Here is a 16916-nt window from a genome sequence, read left to right on the forward strand (position 1 = left end):
GGTCGCCTACCGCGGGGTCAGTCGATGGCCTGGTCGATGGTGGCCTGCTTGACGGCGATCGGGGTCTGCTTCCACTGGCCGAGGATCTTGGCGTAGGTGCCGTCGTCGATCAGTGACTGCACGGCGGCCCGGTACGCCTCGGCGACGTCCTTCTTGCTCTTGAGGAAGCCGAAGCCGTTCGGGCTGGCCAGCCAGCCGTTGGGGGCGGACGCGTCGTCCACCAGGTCGGCCTTGCCGGCCAGCGTGCCGGCGGTGTCCACCAGGTTGACCTTGGTGGCGGCGACGACCTCGACGTTGCCGGCGATCAGGGCCTGCACGGCCTGCGGGTTCTCCGGGTACTCCTTGACCTCGACAGCCCTGCCGGCGCAGCTCTCCTTGGAGTACGCGGCCAGGTTCTTGGCCTGGTTGCTGGCCTTCTGCACGGCGACCTTGCGCCCGCAGAGGTCCGCGACGGTCTTGACGCCGAGCGGGTTGCCGGTCTTGACGAGGAAGCCGGTGCCGGAGGCGGAGTAGTCGACGAAGGTGGCGACCTGCTGGCGCTCCTTCTTGTCGGTGATGCCACCGGCGATGGCGTCGTACTTGCCGGCCTGGAGGCCGGGCACCAGCCCGTCGAAGGGCTGCTGGGTGAAGGTGGCCTTGATGCCCAGCCGGGCGGAGGCGGCGAGGAAGAGGTCGTAGTCCAGACCCTTGAACTCGTCGGTCCGCCCCTCCTGCTTGAAGTCGATGAACGGTTCGTAGGGGGCGTTGGTGGCGACCGTGACCGTGCCCCGCCCGCGCAGGTCGGCGGGGACCTTCTTGGCGAGGTTGGCGTCGGTGCTGATGGGGCCGACGCCCTCGACGGTGACCGTGACGGTGGGGGCCTCGCCGCCGGAGCCGGCAGCGGTGGAGGAGGTGCCGCCGCAGCCGGCGGTGACGGCGAGAAGGGCCGTGGCCGTGGTGGCCAGGGCGAGCTGACGGATGCGCATGGGGTGTCCTTCCGGGTGCCAGACGTACCAGCACCCGGACTGTAACGCACATTACTATTTCTGTGGGGTTACAGTTTTCTGTAACGGCGGTCAGCCGATGTGGAACTCCTGCTGCGCCTGTTCCATCGCCTTCAGTCGGGTGCCCGCGACCGGCCCGAGCCGGTCGATCACCGCCGCCACCACCGTCTCCACCAGGGCCAGCGCCGGAACGAAGCTGTCGTACAGCGAGGGCGACTCCACCCGGCCGGGCAGCACCACCTCGGCCAGACCGGCCACCGGGGACAGCCACCGGTCGGTGAACAGCACCACCCGGGCACCGCGCCCGGTCACCTCGCGGGCCAGTGCCAGCGTCGGCTCCTCGTACCGCCGGAAGTCGAAGAGCACGACCAGGTCACGCCGGCCCACGTCGACAAGCATGTCGGTGCGCTCGACCGGGCTGGCCGGGAGCAGCCGGCTCCCCCCGCGTACCTGCATGAGGTGCAGCACCAGATAGTGGGCGAGCAGCCCGGAGAACCGGCCGCCGGCCGCCGTGACCCGCAGCTGCTGGTCGGCGAGCAGCCGGGCCGCCGCGTCCAGCTCACCCTGCGGCAGCTCGACGAGCGTGCGGGCGACCGCCTCGGGCAGCCGCGCCGCCGCGCGGGACAGCGCCCCCGCCGGCGGTTCGCCCGTTCGTTCCGCCGCCCGGTACGCGGTCAGCGGCGAGACCTCGCGCTCGGTCAGCTCGTCGCGCAGCGCGCGCTGGAACTCCGGGTAGCCACCGAAGCCGAGACGGCTGAGGAAGCGCAGCACGGTCGGCGCGCTCACCTCGGCGCGCTCGGCCAGGGCGGCCACCGTGCCGAGCCCGGCCGCCGGATAGGCGGCGAGCAGGGCCCGCGCCACCCGCCGCTCGGCCGGGCTGCACTCACCGAGGCGCTGCCGGATGAGGGCGGCCACCCCGACGGCCGCCGGCTCAACGCCGTCGGGATCAGAACCGCTGGGGTACGCCACCGGCCGGGCGCCCGGCTGGTCGGCGTGATCGGAGGTCGACACGCGCTGAGCCTAGCCGTGGCCCGAGGCGGCGCGGACGCGCCGAACGCGCCCGCGCCGCAGCGGTGATCAGGACTTCGTGACGGTGCAGCTGTAGTCGGCGCTGCCCGATCCCGAGTACGCCTCCAGCTCGACGTAGTAGGTCGCCGAGCCGGACGCGGTACGGGTGGTGGACGCCGACTCGCCGGTGCCGGCGCCGTCGTTGACCGACCTGGTGAGCGTGCTTCCGGTGGAGCTGAGCAGGTAGAGATCGGCGTCGTACGCGGTGGGCACCGCGCAGTTCACGGACAGCGTCTGCCCGCTGGCGAGGCTGACCGTGAAGTAGTCCCGGTCCGTGCCGCTCTTCATGTCCCCCGTGATGGTCAGCGGGTAGCTGCGGCCGGTCACGTCGTTGGCCGCGGCGCGGGAGTCGTTAGCCTCGACCTCGGCATAGCTGGACCCGCCGGTGGGCGGCGGCGTGGAGCAGTCGGTGACCGGCGTACCGCTGTAGAGGCTGCCGCTGGGGACGCCACTGGTGACGCTCTTGAGGTAGTAGCCGCAGGTCGGCCGGTTGCCGAAGTGGTAGCTCTGACCGCTGGTCAGCTTCCAGATCTTGAAGTTGGAGTAGGTCAGGGGTTGGCCCGAGCTGGCCACCTCCGGCTGGTGGTCGCCGAGCACGACGTACGCGCTCGGCCCGCTGAGGGTGGCCAGGCCGAAGCGGTCGATGAAGAGCGAGGCGCCCTCCTCGACGCCCACTCCCCACGCCTTGCCACCGCTGGTCCGGCCATCCTTGATGGACCGCGCCACGAACGCCATGAGCCGGCCCATCCGGTCCCGGGTGACGAAGTGCGAGTCGTTGATGGTGTCGGCGTAGTTCGGCCAGCGGAACATCCCGGTCGTGAACGTCATCGACGCGTCGTACGGATCGTCGAGGGCGATGGCCGAGGTGGCGCTGCCGCCGCAGGCGTCGTACACGATGTCGCTGTTGACGTGGTGCCCGGCGCTGCCGCCGCCGACCCCGCCGCCCTTGGCCACCACCGACTCGACGGACGCCTCCAGCGCGGTGCCCTTCCACGCCACGTACCGACACTGGTCGCCGCCGGCGAAGTAGACGAACTCGGCGTTGCGGATGTCGGTGTTGACCTGGCTGTTGTTGCCGTCGCTGGCGGCGGTGAGGGTGAGCGTGGTGCAGGAGTTGACGCCGCTCAGCCCGGTGATCACGTCACACTCCGGGGTGCCGGTGCCCGATCCGGCGACGACGGCCACGTCGATCGAGCCGGAGCCGCCGCGAATCGCGGCGATCGCCTGGTTCATCGTCGCGGCCACGATGCCGCCCGAGCCGTTCATGGTGTACGCCGGGCCGGACCAGCTGGCCCGGCTGACGTCCGTCGAGCTGCCCTGCCGGACCCGGGTGACCTGGGCGTACGCGGCGGTCACCCCGATCGGTGCCACGGTCAGCAGGGTGGTCGTGGTGACGAGCACCGCGAGCCGCTTGCGGATGGGGTTACGGGAAGGGGACATGGGCACCTCCGAGGGGCCACGAATCGATGAAACAGAAGTTACATCCATCACGTTCGTTGCTCAATAAGTAACCCCTGTTACATCTCGTCGCAGCGCGCGGCGACGTGGCCCGGCCGGCACCACCGGGACGAGCGGTATGACTCCCCGCCATATTTATGACGCAGAGTCATACCGCTCCTGGTGAAACGTGCCAGGTGGGCCGATCGTCAGACCGGACGGATGCCGATCACCGCGTCCACGAACGACGTCGTCGAGCCGACCCGGTACCCGGCGAAGCCACGGCCCCGGGTCACCTCGGCGGCGAACTGCGGGTCCTTCTCGTACGACGTGCCCGACGTCGACGCACAACCGGCCTGGTCGACCAGTCCCTCGGCGAGACCGACAAGTGCGTAGTCGTAGAAGACGTCGTCCGAGGCCGGGACGGTGCACGCGCCGGCGGTCGGGGTCACCCGCTGCTTGCCCGGCGAAATCACCGGTTGCCAGCGGCCGGACCGGTAGCGGTCACCGGAGGTGAGCCGGCTCCACCGGACCCCCTCGATGCCCCACACGGCCGACTCGGTGACGCGGGCGCGGCGCAGGTCGAGCACGCTCACGCCGCGCGTGCCGAGGACGCGCAGCGACTGCCGCGGCGTGCCGACCCCGGTCACCTCCAGTGCCGTGTCCTCGTCCAGGCCGAAGACCCGCTGGTGCCGGGTGTCCGCCGCCAGCCGGATCGACCGGGCCTCCCGGCCCCGCCGCGAGAAGTGCGTGTCCAGCAGGCCGTCGGTGAAGAATCCGAAACCACCCTTGGGCAGGTACGCCAGCACGCCGGCGTCCTCGAAGTAGCCGGGCCGGGCACCGTCGCGCAGACCGGGCTCGGTGGAGCCACCGGTGATCATGTCGCGGCCGGCCATGATCTGCGCGCCCGCGCTCGTGCCGGCGACCACCGCGCCGGCGCGGAGCTTGCGCCGCACCGCCGCCAGGGCCGGCGTGTCCCGCTGGGCCTTCCCCCGGGTCATCGTGGTGACATAGCGGTACTGGTCGCCGCCGCCGAAGAAGAAGCCGGTCATCGAATCGATCTGCCGGACCACGGCCGGGTCCTCGGCGGTGCCCGACCGGTCCAGGTCGATCGGGATCCACTGCGCGTCGGCCACGCCGTAGCTCCGGAACAGCGTGGCGTAGTAGTCGCCGTTGCAGACACTGTTGTTGCAGTCCGGGGTGGCCGCGTCCGGATCCTCTGCCGGCACCGGAGCGGCCGCGGTGAAGATGCCGATGCGGGCCTTGCCGACGCCGCCGGCCAGCCGGACGATGTCGCCGTAGACGGCAGCGTTGTCGTCGGCGAGCCCGCCGCCGACAAGGACCAGACTGCCGCCACCGGAGTGGGACGGATGGGCCGAGGCTGGTGCCGCGGCCAGCGGGACGCTCATCGCGACCGCCGTGCACACGCCGAGCCCGAGGGCCAGCAGGCGGTTCAGGGGCATGACTGCTCCTCACAGGAGACCGTGAGGGCGGGCCGAGACGAAGCGTACGACAGCGTCCCGACGCGAACAACGGGTCGCCGTCAAATCCATCGGCGACCGTAGGTTTGCCCGACCGCTGCGGGGTACCAGGGGCCACACACCCACCGACCGCAACCGGTAAGGGGCCCAGATGAGCAATCCACAGACCACCGGCGATGAGGATGTCGTCGACATCCTCATCGCCGACCACCGCGAGGTCGAGACCCTCTTCGTCGAGCTGGAGACCCGGCAGGGCACGCCCGAGTACCGCCGGCAGCTCACCGACGTGCTGATCGCCGAGCTGGTGCGGCACGCGGTGGCCGAGGAGGCGTACGTCTATCCGACGGCTCGCAAGGCACTGCCCGACGGCGACCAGATCGCCGACCACGAGATCGACGAACACGCCGACGCCGAACGGACCATGAAGGACCTGGAGTCGGTTGACCCGTCCGACCCCCGCTTCGACGAGCTGCTCGCCCACCTGACCAGCACCATCCGCCACCACGTGCAGGCCGAGGAGAACGACCTCTTCCCCCGGCTGCGCGCGGCCACGGCCCGTGAGGAGCTGGTCGAGCTGGCCGGGAAGGTGACGGCGTTCAAGAAGGTGGCGCCGACCCGGCCCCACCCGAGCGCGCCGGACCGCCCGCCGGCGAACAAGCTGCTCGCCCCCGGCACCGGGCTGATCGACCGGCTGCGTGACGCACTGCGCGACCGGCCGACGTCGATGGACGAGCTACGCGAGAAGCAGCAGCGCTGACCGACGTACCGTCCGACAGGGACGATCCCGGGCCGCCGACACCTCGGCGGCCCGGGAGACGTCCGGTTCGTCAGCGGACCTGGTCACCCTCACCGGTACGCGCCTGCGCCTGATCCACGCCCTTGTCGATCTGGTCGTCGTACTTGCCGCCCGTGCGCTTGTCGGCCATGTCGCCGGCCTTCTCCATGCCCTGGTCGACCTGCTTGTCGTGCTTGTCCGTGACGTCCTTGGCCTTGTCCATGAAGTCACCCACGGCGCTCCTCCTGGGATCGTTTCCACTTGCGTTCCCTGGGCCTGTCGGCGCAAACACCGACGGTCCGGACGGGGATGGCGCGATTCGGGTGTCGGTGCATCGCCGGCCGGGTACCGACTCGCCGAGATCGAGGAGGGCCGACATGACGGCAGACGAACCCGGGGCGGACGCCGCGCCGACAACCGGCACCGCGTCCACAACCGGCACTGCGGCGACGACCGGTGAGACCGGCCCGCGCCAGGCGTGGGCCAGCCTGCCCTGGCTGGTCCGGACCGCGGTGCTGTGGAGCGCCTGCCTGGTGGTGATCGTCGCCGGGCTCTATCTGCTGGGCCGGATCGCCGTCCTGCTGGCGCCACTGGCCATCGCGCTGGCCGCCACCATCTTCCTCACCGCGCTGCTCGACCCGGTGCTGCTTCGGCTGCGCCGCCTGCGCCTGCCCGCCGCACTGGCCGCGCTGCTCACCGTCTTGCTGCTGCTCGGCATCCTGGTGGGGGTCGGCGCGCTGGTGTGGAACCTGACCGCCAGCCAGTTCGACCAGCTCAGTCAGGAGCTGACCCAGGGGCTCGACCGCAGCCGTGACTTCGTCACGTCCACCCTGCCGGTCAGCGACGCCCAACTCGACAAGCTGGTCGACCAGGCCCGGGAGGGGCTCAGCGGCAGTTCTCCGGACCCGGTGGCGGGCGCCCGGACGGCCAGCGAGGTCGTCGGCTCCGCGCTGCTCGCCCTGGTGCTGCTCTTCTTCCTGCTCAAGGACGGCAGGTCGATGTGGCACTGGGTGCTGTCCCGGATGACCGGCCCGAACCGACCGGTGGTGGCCGAGGCCGGCCGGGCCGGCTGGCAGACGCTGGGCGCGTACAGCCGGGGGACCATGCTGATCGCCGCGATCGACGCGATCGGCATCGGCCTGGCCCTGGTGCTGCTACGGGTGCCGCTGGCCCTGCCGCTGGCGCTGATCACCTTCCTCGGCGGCTTCGTACCGATCATCGGGGCGACGGTGGCCGGCGCGGTGGCGGTGCTGGTGGCGTTGGCGGCCAACGGGCCGACGACCGCCCTGCTCACCCTCGCCGCGGTGGTCGCGGTGCAGCAGATCGAGGGCAACCTGTTGGAGCCGCTGGTCATGAAGCGGCAGGTGCGCCTGCACCCGGCCGTCATCCTGGTGGCGGTCACCGCGGGCACCCTGATCGCGGGCATCGCCGGCGCCTTCGTCAGCGTTCCGATCACCGCCGTTCTCTGGCGGGTCATCGACACCGTTCAGCGCCGCCGCTCCACCACGGACGCGCCGGCACGGTCATGAGCGGCGCGGCGCGGCGGTCGTCCGGGCGAGATGGGTGGTGAACCAGGTGCCGGCGTGTTCGGCGACCTGGTCGAGCGCGCCGGGCTCCTCGAAGAGGTGGGTGGCCCCCGGCACCACCCACAGTTCGCCGACCTCCCCCAGCTCGGTGAGCGCCTGCTCGTTGAGCGTGAGCACTTCCTCGTCCAGGCCGCCGACCAGCAGCAGCGTCGGGGTACGCACCTGGGCCAGGGCGGCGCCGGCCAGGTCGGGTCGGCCGCCCCGGGAGACCACCGCCCCCACCCGGTCGGCGCGGTACGCGGCCGCGACCAGCGCGGCGGCGGCGCCCGTGCTGGCACCGAAGAGACCGATCGGCACGTCACCGGCGGGGCTCTCGACCGCCAACCAGTCGACGATCCCGGCCAGCCGGCTGGCCAACATCCCGATGTCGAAGCGCAGTTCGGCGGTGCGCGTGTCGCGCTCGTCCTCGTCCGGGGTGAGCAGATCCACCAGCACGGTGGCGAGGCCGCGGCCGGTCAGCGTCCGGGCCACCGCGACGTTGCGCGGGCTGTGCCGCGAGCTACCGCTGCCGTGCGCGAACAGCACCACGCCGACCGGCCGTGGGGGCACCATCAGATCGGCGGGAAGCTGGACGTCCCGGATCGGAATGGTCACCGTGCTGCGCTGCTCGTCCATGCCGCACCTCCGCGTGCTCGCCTCTGGCCCGCTTACCCCACCCGCCGCGTCGCACGCGCCCCGCGCCCGCCGCGTCGCGCGGCTTCCGGGGCGGCGTTTGCCGGGTGGGCCGCCGGGTACGCGACGACCGACCGCAGACCGTGTCGGCGCACCGGCGCCCCGACGGATCGCGAGGATCAGCATGGCCAAGCAGCAGATCTCCCGGCAGCAGCAGATGACCGAGCGCGACCAGCGTGAACAGGACGCGGAGCGCAACCAGGACTTCGGGGACCAGGCCGCCTCGGCCCGGCTGCCCGACGATCCCAAGGCGGCCGCACCCCGCGACGCGATCGGGCGGCCCTCGACCGGCGAGCCGGTCTGACGTACGCGCGTGACGGCCGGGGCGGGAGCACTCCCGCCCCGGCCGTCACTGCTCGTGCTCGGGCAGCCGCAGCAACGGCGACCGGCCCGGTGGCTGCTCCGGCGGCGGCCCCGAGGGCTCGGCCGGCGGCACCGGCACGGTCACCGGCTCATTGCAGGTGACCCGCAGCATCTGGTCGTGGTGGCGGAGCTCCACGACGTCGTCCGGGCCCCCGTGCCGCAGCGAGTACGTCGTCTGGTGCGGCCGGACGTCCACCCGCAGCGCCAGCCCGCGCCACTGAACGGAGAACTCCAGGCGGCTGAGCCGGCTGGAGAGCCGGGGCGCGAACGACAGCTCGCCGTCGTGATCGCGCAGCCCGCCGAACCCGCTGACCAGGGCGAGCCACGCGCCGGCCAGCGAGGCCATGTGCACGCCGTCGCGCGTGTTCTCGTTGAGGTCGTGCAGGTCCATGAGCGCGGCCTCGCGCAGGTAGATGTGCGCCAGGTCGGGATGGCCCACCTCGGCGGCGAGCACCGACTGGGTGCAGGCCGACAGCGACGAGTCGCGCACCGTCCGTCGCTCGTAGTAGAGGAAGTTGCGCACCTTCTGCTCGGGGGTGAACGCGTCCCCCCGCCAGTGCATGGCCAGGACCAGGTCAGCCTGCTTGACGACCTGTTTGCGGTACAGATCGAAGTACGGGTAGTGCAGCAGCAGCGGGTACTTCTCCGCGGGTGTGTGCGGGAAGTCCCACTCCTGCAGCCGGGTGAACCCCTCCACCTGCTGGTGCACGTCCAGCTCGTGGTCGTACGGCACGTGCATCGAGGTCGCCGCGTCCCGCCAGCTCGCCGCCTCCTCGTCGGTGACCCCGAGGTGGAACGCCTCATCCCGGTAGCGCATCACGACCTCGGCGGCGCTGAGCAAGTTCCGCTGGGCCATCAGGTTGGTGTAGACGTTGTCGTTCTTCACCGCCGTGTACTCGTCGGGGCCGGTGACCCCGTCGATGTGGAACTGGCCGTGCCGGTCGTGGTGCCCGATCGAGCGCCACAGCCGGGCCGTCTCGACCAGCAACTCCAGACCGATCTCCCGCTCCATGACGGTGTCCCCGGTGACCAGCACGTACCGGCGGACCGCGTCGGCGATGTCGGCGGCGATGTGGAACGCCGCGGTGCCGGCCGGCCAGTACCCGGAGGATTCCGGCCCCTCGATGGTCCGCCAGGGAAAAGCGGCGCCCTTGAAGCCGAGCGTCTCGGCCCGTTCCCGGGCCTGCCCCAGCGTGCTGTGCCGCCACTGCAAGGCGCTGCGCACCGCGCTCGGCTGGGTGTACGTGAGCACCGGCAGGACGAACATCTCGGTGTCCCAGAAGGCGTGCCCGTCGTAACCGGGGCCGGTCAACCCCTTCGCCGAGATCGGTCGCTGCTCGGCCCGGGCGCCGGCCTGGAGCACGTGGAACAGACCGAACCGCACGGCCTGCTGGATCTCCGGATCGCCCTCGACCAGCACGTCGGCCGCGTCCCAGAACTCGTCGAGGTAGTTGCGCTGTTCCCGGTGCAGACCGTCCCAGCCGTCCAGCCGGGCCCCGGCGAGCGCCGCGCCGACCTGGTCGCGGAGTGCGGGCAGGGACCGCCGGCTGGACCAGCTGTACGTCAGGTACTTGACCACCCGCAGCTTCTCGCCGGGACGGAGCACGCAGCCGATGGTGGTGCGTACCCAGTCCTCGTACCCCTCGGACTCGATGGTGGTGTGGTCCGGGCCGTGCACCTCGTGCTCCATGGCGGCGGCCACCCGCAGCCCGGAGACCTTGGTGCGGTGAATCAGCTGCCCGCCGTCCGGTGTGGTCAGCTCCTCCTCAGCCTGCAACGGCGACTCCAGCACCGCCGCGACCCGGGGGTCCTTGCTCTGCGCCGGCAGCGACTCGTTGGCGACCAGTTCGGACTGGACGATCAGCCGCAGCGGGCCGTCGACGGCCTCCACCTCGTAGCTGATCGCGGCGACCGACCGCTGGGTGAACGACACGAGCCGGGTGCTGCGGACCTTGACCTCACGGCCGGCCGGCGAGCGCCAGTGCAGCTCCCGGTGCAGGGTGCCGGCCCGCATGTCGAGGATGCGCTCGTGCGACAGCAGCTCGCCGTAGCGGACGTCGAGCGGTTCGTCGTCGACGAGCAGCCGGATCAGCTTGCCGTTGGTGACATTGACGATGGTCTGCCCGGACTCGGGGAACCCGTAGCCGGCCTCCGCGTACGGCAGCGGACGCAGCTCGTAGAACGAGTTGAGGTAGGTGCCGGGCAGGCCGTGCGGCTCGCCCTCGTCGAGGTTGCCGCGCAGACCGACGTGGCCGTTGGAGAGCGCGAAGACCGACTCCGACTGGGCCAGCACGTCCATGTCCAGGCGGGTCTCCCGGATGTGCCAGGGCTCGACGGGATAGGCCCGTTCCCGGATCACGCGAGGCCCCGCTCGCCGGTGGGCGCCCAGCCAGCGGTGTCGCCGGCGGGGCGGGGCGCCGGCGGGTCGGCGTCGCCCGCGTCGAGCAGGTCGGCGAGATCCTTCACCACAACGTCGGCGCCGTGTGCGAGCAGTTCGTCGGCCTGTCCCACCCGGTCGACACCGATCACATACCCGAAGCCGCCGGCCCGGCCGGCGGCCACCCCGGAGAGCGCGTCCTCGAAGACGGCGGCCTGGGTGGGGTCCACACCGAGGATCCTGGCCCCGGCCAGGAAGGTGTCGGGCTGCGGCTTGCCGCGCAGCTTCTGCTCGCGGGCGACGAGCCCGTCGACCCGCGCCTCCAGAAGGGCCTCCAGCCCGGCCGCGGCGACCACCTCGCGCCCGTTGGCGCTCGCGGTGACCACCGCCCGACGCAGCCCGGCGGCGGCCGCCGCCCGCAGATAACGCACCGAACCCGGGTAGACCTCGACTCCGGAGGTGCGCAGCTGTTCCAGCAGCAGGACGTTCTTGCGGTTGCCGACACCGTTGACGGTGTCGGCGTCCGGCGGGTCGTCGGGGCTGCCCTCGGGGAGCACGATCCCCCGGGAGCCGAGGAACGACCGGACGCCGTCGGCGCGGGGCCGGCCGTCGACGTAGCGGTTGTAGTCCGGGCCGGGGTCGAACGGCTGGAAGGGTTCTCCGGTTGCCGTGGCCCGCTGCCGCAGGAACTCGTCGAACGTCTTCGTCCAGGCGGCGTTGTGCACCCGGGCGGTCTGCGTCAGCACACCGTCCAGATCGAAGAGACAGGCGGTCACATGAGCAGGTAGGCCCAGCACGGTACGAATCTAACCACCCGGCCCGGCCCGCAAACCCGTTTTCGGCCGCCCGTGGCCTCGCTCAGTTCGGCCGCAACGTCCAGATCACCGTCATCGCCGAGGTGGGCGTGCCGTCCTCGGTGGCGATCTCCACCTCGACGGCGAACTCGGGCCGCCGACCGGACTCCAGCTCGGCGATCACCTCCGGGGCGGGCCGCCCGAGCCGCGCGGCGGCCAGCACCGGCCCCCGGGCCAGCTTGCGGTAGGCGATCTCGGCCCGGACGGCGAGCGGCACGCAACGGTCGAGCAGCTGCCCGAAGGCGGCCAGCACGACCGCGCCGGAGGCCGTCTCGCCGAGAGTGAACATCGCCCCGGCGTGCGGGCCGCCGACGTGGTTGTGGGTGGCCGGCGTGTCGGGGAGTCGGACGACGGCCCGCACCCCGCCGTCCGCCTCCGGTGCCACCTCGACGAATTCGATGCCGAGCGTACGGGCGAACGGCACCGCTTCCAGGATGCCGGCCGCCACCTGGCGGGAGTCGATGGTCATAGCCCGACGTTACTTCTCGGTAACCAGGGCGGCAACCAGGGTTTTCCCCGGCTACCGATGGGTCAGAGGTTGGCGATCGTCCGCAGGATCTCCGTGTAGAAGTTGCCGTCGATGCTGCGGAAGAGCGAGAAATCCTGACCCGGGTCACCGAAGAACGGACGCAGCGTCCACGCCAACTGGGTGCCGACGAACCCGAAGAGCAGGATCCAGATGTAGAGCAGCGTCATGCTGGCCGGCCGCTGCGTCGGCTCGCCGCGCCGGGCCGGCGGGGTGGCCCACGGACGCTGCGCCGCCGGGTAGCCGGGCGGCATCATGCCGGGCGGGAACGAGCCGGGGGCCGGCTGTCCGCCCCACTGGGCCGGGACGTGGGCCGGGACGTGCGCCGGGGTCTGCACCGTCGGCGTCGCGGCGGGCGTGCCACCGTTCGCGGCCGACCCCGCCACCGCTGCTCCCGCCGACACGGCGACCGGCTCGGCACCCGCATCGGCGGACGAGGCCGCACCGGCGGGCACGCTGGCCGGCACCGAACCGGCGGGCACGCCAGCCGGCACCGCCGGCGCTTGGGCGTTGATCTGGCCCGCGGCCCCGGCCGTGGCCACCGCCGGGGCGAGCAGGCCGTGGTCGTTGAGCACCTGCATCCCGCCGGTCAGAAAGCGCAGCCCGACCAGCGCCGACAGCGTCAGGATGGCGACGTTGAGCAGCTTGAAGAAGCCGTAGTCGGGCGCGGTGATCAGGAAGAAGAGGCTGATCGGTGCGAAGGCCACCGCGAGCATCGAGGTGACCGTGATCGCGACCATCACCAGCGCCAGCGACTGGCGCACCGACAGCCGGGCGCCGAACACCAGGTTGAACAGATAGAGCGTGGGGAGGCAGATGGCCAGCGTGACCAGGAACAGCAGCGGCAGTTTCAGCGCGGACGTGAGCGCCATCAGCGGGCTATGGAACGCCCCGAGCACCGCGCCGTAGCAGGCGAGCGCGATGGCGGAGCTGGCCAGCATCCGCCCGGTCAGCGCGTTGAGGTCGCCCTCGGCCACGATCTGCTGCCAGATGCCCTGCCGGTCGCGCAGGATGCGCTCGATGACGAGCGGGCTGGGACGGTCACCCGACACGGGTGCACCCCTTTCGGTGTGTCACATAGTGGACTAGGTGGGCAGACGGTAGGACACCGGACGGACCTCCCGCCACCCCGCTACGGCGTGGCGTCACCGCCAACCCACGTCGATCCGGGCCCCGCGCTCGTCGAAGAAGTGCAGCGCGTCCATCCGAACCGACACGGCGAGCGGATGACCGGCGGTGACCGCCGGGTACGGCGCCAGCCGCACCGCCAACTCGGCCGGGCGACGGTGGTGCCGGCCCGGGTCGGGGAGGACGCTGGTCCGCATGGCGCCGTTCGAGACCTCCTGGGGCTCCACCGGCTTGCCGGTGAGCCGCTGCATCACCGCACCGAACCGGCGCAGTCCTCGCTGGCCCACGGGCGGCGGGTCCAGTGGCGCGCCCATCTCGTCCACGACGATCGCGGTCGCCCCGATGTCGAGGAACGCCAGCGACTCATGCCCGTGGTGCTCCAGGTAGCGGATCCGGCCGCGCAGCACGTCACCGGGGCTGTCCGGGGCGACCGGGGTGAGCGCCTCGGCCCGCATCCCGACCACGATCCGCTCGCCGTGGTAATGCGCCACCGCCCGGCTGCGGATGTCGTTCCACGGCAGGTAGAGCGACTGGTCACCGAGGTTGAGCGTGACGTACCGGTCGAGGTGGACGTAGACCGACGCCTCCAGCAGGTTCATCCGGGGGCTGCCCAGGAAGGCGGCCACGTAGAGCGTCGCCGGGCGGCCGTACACCTGGGTGGGTGTGCCCACGTCCTGGAGCACGCCGCGGCGCATGATGGCCACCCGGTCGGCCATGGTCAGCGCCTCGGCCTGGTCGTGGGTGACGTAGACGGTGGTGACGCCCAGCTCCCGGGTCAGCCCGGAGATCTCCGCGCGCAGCTCGGCGCGCAGCCCACTGTCCAGGTTCGACAGCGGCTCGTCCATCAGGAACAGCCCCGGTCGTCGGACGATTGCGCGGCCCATGGCGACCCGCTGGCGCTGGCCGCCGGAGAGCTGGCCCGGCTTGCGGGCGAGCACGTCGCTGATGCCCAGGGCACTCGCGACGTCGGTGACCCGCTCACCGCGCGGCTCCGGTTCGACACCGGCCAGCCGCAGCGGAAAGGCGATGTTGTCGCCAACGGTCATGTGCGGATAGAGCGCGAAGTCCTGGAAGACCATCGCGATCTTGCGGTCGCGTGGCGGCAGGTCGTTGGCCAGTTCCCCGTCCAGCAGCACCGCGCCCTGCGTCGGGTCCTCCAGACCGGCGATCATGCGCAGCACTGTGGACTTGCCGCAGCCGGATGGCCCCAGCAACACCATGAACTCGCCGTCGTTCACGTCCAGATTTATGCTGTCGACGGCCAACGTGCCGTCCTTGAAAACTTTGGTCACATCTTTGAGCGCGACGGTGCTCACCGTCACCTCCCCCAGGTCGTCGGCCGAACCCCCACAAGACTGTGACCAGGATCATTCGATTCGCACATCGGGTAAACGTCTCGTGTTCGGCCCATGACGCCGCTATTACGCCGGGACGAGGTGTCGTCGCGGTCAGCAGCCCGCCGACGGTTCGGGCTGTTCGCCGAGGAACACCCGGCGCACCACCCGCTCGGCCGCCTGCCCGTCGTCCAGGCGGCAGAACCGGCCCCGGAAGTGCTGGCGGGCCTTGTGCGCGGCGTCCGAGCGCACCGCGTCCGTGCGGAACAGGTCGAGCAGGTCGGCGAACGTGGTGGCCACAGCCCCCGGTGGCTCCGCGGTGACGTCGAAGTAGACACCCCGGGCCAGGCGGTACGCCTCCCAGTCCGGCGTGTAGAGCACGATGGGCCGGTCCAGCACCGCATAGTCGAACATCGCCGAGGAGTAGTCGGTGACCAGCACGTCGGCGACGAGGTAGAGATCCTCCACCCGCTGGTAGCCGCTGACGTCGCGCACCCGCTGGAAGTCCAGCGGCCAGCCGGGCCGGCGCTCCCGGTCGTGGAAGTAGTGGCTGCGCATCAGCAGCCGCCCCGAGTCACCGAGCGCGGCGACGAACCGGTCCGGGTCGAAGGGCGGCCGGTAGCCGGGCAGGTGCTCGCGGTGCGTCGGGGCGTACAGCACCACCTGCTCGTCGGGCCCGAGGCCGAACTCCGCGCGGAGCCGGCGTACCTCGTCCGGACTGGCCGTGACCAGCCGGTCGTTGCGCGGATAGCCCACCTCCAGCGTCGTGTAGGTGGCCGGATAGGCCCGGTCCCACATCTGGGTGGAGAAGCTGTTGGCGCTGACGCTGTAGTCCCAGCGGTCCACCCGGCGCAGCAGGCCGGCGAAGTCCATCCGGCCCGCGCCGACCGGGTAGCGCTGCTGGTCGAGCCCCATCACCTTGACCGGGGTGCCGTGGTGGGTCTGCACGTGCACCTGCTCCGGCCGCTTCCGGACGAAGTCCGGGTAGTTGACGTTGTTGACCAACCACCGGGCCCGCGCGAGGACCCGGTAGTACGCCGGGGTGCCGGCGACGACGTACTCCACCCCGGCCGGGACATCGTCCACCCGGTCGCGGCGCACGATCCACACCCCCCGCACCTCGGGGGCCAGCCGGCGGGCCGCCTCGTAGATCGCGGCCGGGTTGCAGGAGTACCCGCGGTACCAGTAGGCCGCGTACACCGCGAGCGTCGGGTCCACCGGCCGGCGCAGCTCCGCCCGGTAGTACTCGTGCAGCAGCCCGTCGCGGGTCAGCCGCGCGCCACGCCGGGCCACCGGCCCGACCCGACGACGGGCGGTACGCGCCTGCCTCCGGGCCGTGTCGCGGGCCCGGCTGGCGGCCCGCAACGCGCTGAACGTCCGCCACCGGCCGGCCGCCACCAGCCGGTGCTTGACTCCCTCGACGCCCTCCGGCACGGGGTACCCGCCCTCCGGCAGCCACCGCGCGTAGTCGGCGGTGATCTGCGCGAAGAACGCCGGCCGCAGTTCCGGGGCGATCCGCTGACCGTTGCCCAGCACGGTCAGGTAGTGCCAGATCATCCGTTCGAAGACCGCCGGCCGCAGCGCGTCCACCGCCGGTGACCAGGCGTCCATCAGGTGGAAGACCCGGTGCCACTGCGGGAACACCTCGAAGTGCCGGTCCCCTCTGGTCTTCGTGATCGCGCCGGCACGGCGCTGCCGGTAGTTGACGCAGACCCGATCCAGTACGCCGATCCGCTGCGCCGCCATCAGCACCGGGTAGCTGAACGAGACGTCCTCGTACCAGCCGTCCGAGAAGCGCAACCCCAGCTCGACCAGAAACTCCCTGCGGACCAGCCGGTTCCAGGCGGTGTGCAGCAGCCGCATCGCCTCCGGTCGGTCCCGCAGCCGAAAGGTCGCCGCTCCGGGCGACTCCGGGAACACCTCGGCCATCGCGCTGCGGGTGGCGGTGTCGTTCCAGTGCGTCCGGACGTGGTCCACCAGCAGCACGTCCGGCCGGGTCGCGCGCAGTCGCTCGGCCACCTCCCGCAGGCAGTCCGGCGCCAGCCAGTCGTCCCCGTCGAGAAACCACACGTACTCGCCGACGGCCTGGTCCAGCCCGATGTTGCGGGCTGGACCGAGGCCGACGTTCTCCGACAGTCGGACCGACCGGACCCGCTGGTCGCGGGCCGCGTACTCGTCGATGATCTCGCCGCTGGCGTCGGGCGAGCAGTCGTCGACGGCGATCACCTCGAGGTCGGTCACCGGCTGGCCGAGGACCGAGTCCAGGCACTCGCGCAGATACCCCTGCACCCGGAAGGCCGGCACCACGAAACTGATCAGGGTCATCCGGCCG

General features: G+C 71.7%; 15 protein-coding genes. 3 read left to right on the plus strand and 12 right to left on the minus strand.

The annotated features are described in order from the left end of the window. Positions 1–17: 17 nt before the first annotated feature. From ACFYPR_RS30720 to ACFYPR_RS30735, 4 genes are all read right to left on the minus strand, one after another. Positions 18–965: a transporter substrate-binding domain-containing protein gene (locus ACFYPR_RS30720; protein WP_387264035.1), complete on the minus strand. Its 948-nt coding sequence runs from the start codon at positions 963–965 to the stop codon at positions 18–20. Between the two features lie 90 nt (positions 966–1055). Beyond that, positions 1056–1994 (minus strand): MurR/RpiR family transcriptional regulator, encoded by a 939-nt coding sequence (locus tag ACFYPR_RS30725; RefSeq protein ID WP_355066666.1) that lies wholly within the window; start codon positions 1992–1994, stop codon positions 1056–1058. A 66-nt stretch (positions 1995–2060) separates the two neighbouring features. Further along, positions 2061–3491: a pre-peptidase C-terminal domain-containing protein gene (locus ACFYPR_RS30730; protein WP_354861896.1), complete on the minus strand. Its 1431-nt coding sequence runs from the start codon at positions 3489–3491 to the stop codon at positions 2061–2063. 206 nt (positions 3492–3697) lie between these two features. Then, the gene (locus ACFYPR_RS30735) at positions 3698–4951 is read right to left on the minus strand and encodes a cyanophycinase (RefSeq protein WP_387264037.1); all 1254 of its coding nucleotides are present in this window, start codon (positions 4949–4951) and stop codon (positions 3698–3700) included. Positions 4952–5120: 169 nt separating this feature from the next. Here ACFYPR_RS30735 and ACFYPR_RS30740 point away from each other — a divergent pair, with 169 nt between their 5' ends. Then, on the plus strand, positions 5121–5726 hold the full coding sequence (locus tag ACFYPR_RS30740; protein ID WP_387264040.1) for a hemerythrin domain-containing protein: 606 nt from the start codon (positions 5121–5123) through the stop codon (positions 5724–5726). Between the two features lie 70 nt (positions 5727–5796). Here the strand turns inward: ACFYPR_RS30740 and ACFYPR_RS30745 are convergent, their stop codons facing one another. After that, positions 5797–5967 (minus strand): antitoxin, encoded by a 171-nt coding sequence (locus ACFYPR_RS30745; RefSeq protein WP_387185780.1) that lies wholly within the window; start codon positions 5965–5967, stop codon positions 5797–5799. Positions 5968–6121: 154 nt separating this feature from the next. On the opposite strand from ACFYPR_RS30745, the gene ACFYPR_RS30750 reads away from it, so the two are divergent. Next, positions 6122–7273, plus strand: coding sequence for an AI-2E family transporter (locus ACFYPR_RS30750; RefSeq protein ID WP_387264043.1), 1152 nt, complete (start codon positions 6122–6124; stop codon positions 7271–7273). Here ACFYPR_RS30750 and ACFYPR_RS30755 read toward each other — a convergent pair. Further along, entirely contained in the window at positions 7268–7945 is a 678-nt protein-coding gene (locus ACFYPR_RS30755; RefSeq protein WP_387264045.1) for a dienelactone hydrolase family protein, read from the minus strand. The genes ACFYPR_RS30750 and ACFYPR_RS30755 overlap by 6 nt on opposite strands. Before the next feature lie 181 nt (positions 7946–8126). Here ACFYPR_RS30755 and ACFYPR_RS30760 point away from each other — a divergent pair, with 181 nt between their 5' ends. After that, entirely contained in the window at positions 8127–8306 is a 180-nt protein-coding gene (locus ACFYPR_RS30760) for a hypothetical protein (protein ID WP_354861957.1), read from the plus strand. Between the two features lie 45 nt (positions 8307–8351). On the opposite strand, the gene ACFYPR_RS30765 is transcribed toward ACFYPR_RS30760, so the two are convergent. The 6 genes from ACFYPR_RS30765 to ACFYPR_RS30790 all read right to left on the minus strand — a co-directional run bounded on the left by ACFYPR_RS30765 (position 8352) and on the right by ACFYPR_RS30790 (position 16909). Next, entirely contained in the window at positions 8352–10724 is a 2373-nt protein-coding gene (locus ACFYPR_RS30765) for a glycoside hydrolase family 65 protein (protein WP_387264048.1), read from the minus strand. Further along, positions 10721–11539, minus strand: a complete 819-nt coding sequence (locus ACFYPR_RS30770) for a beta-phosphoglucomutase family hydrolase (protein WP_354861953.1) — start codon at positions 11537–11539, stop codon at positions 10721–10723. The genes ACFYPR_RS30765 and ACFYPR_RS30770 overlap by 4 nt, the downstream gene beginning before the upstream one ends. Before the next feature lie 61 nt (positions 11540–11600). Continuing rightward, positions 11601–12065 carry a DUF4442 domain-containing protein gene (locus ACFYPR_RS30775; protein WP_354861951.1) on the minus strand — a complete coding sequence of 155 codons (465 nt, stop codon included), beginning with the start codon at positions 12063–12065 and terminating at the stop codon, positions 11601–11603. 62 nt (positions 12066–12127) lie between these two features. Beyond that, on the minus strand, positions 12128–13174 hold the full coding sequence (locus ACFYPR_RS30780; protein ID WP_354861950.1) for a hypothetical protein: 1047 nt from the start codon (positions 13172–13174) through the stop codon (positions 12128–12130). 93 nt (positions 13175–13267) lie between these two features. Continuing rightward, positions 13268–14566 (minus strand): ABC transporter ATP-binding protein, encoded by a 1299-nt coding sequence (locus ACFYPR_RS30785; protein WP_387264051.1) that lies wholly within the window; start codon positions 14564–14566, stop codon positions 13268–13270. Positions 14567–14698: 132 nt separating this feature from the next. After that, complete coding sequence (locus ACFYPR_RS30790; protein ID WP_387264053.1) at positions 14699–16909, minus strand: CDP-glycerol glycerophosphotransferase family protein; 2211 nt, start codon at positions 16907–16909, stop codon at positions 14699–14701. Positions 16910–16916 lie beyond the last annotated feature (7 nt).

It is taken from the genome of Micromonospora sp. NPDC005254, from assembly GCF_042872525.1.
GTDB lineage: Bacteria > Actinomycetota > Actinomycetes > Mycobacteriales > Micromonosporaceae > Micromonospora.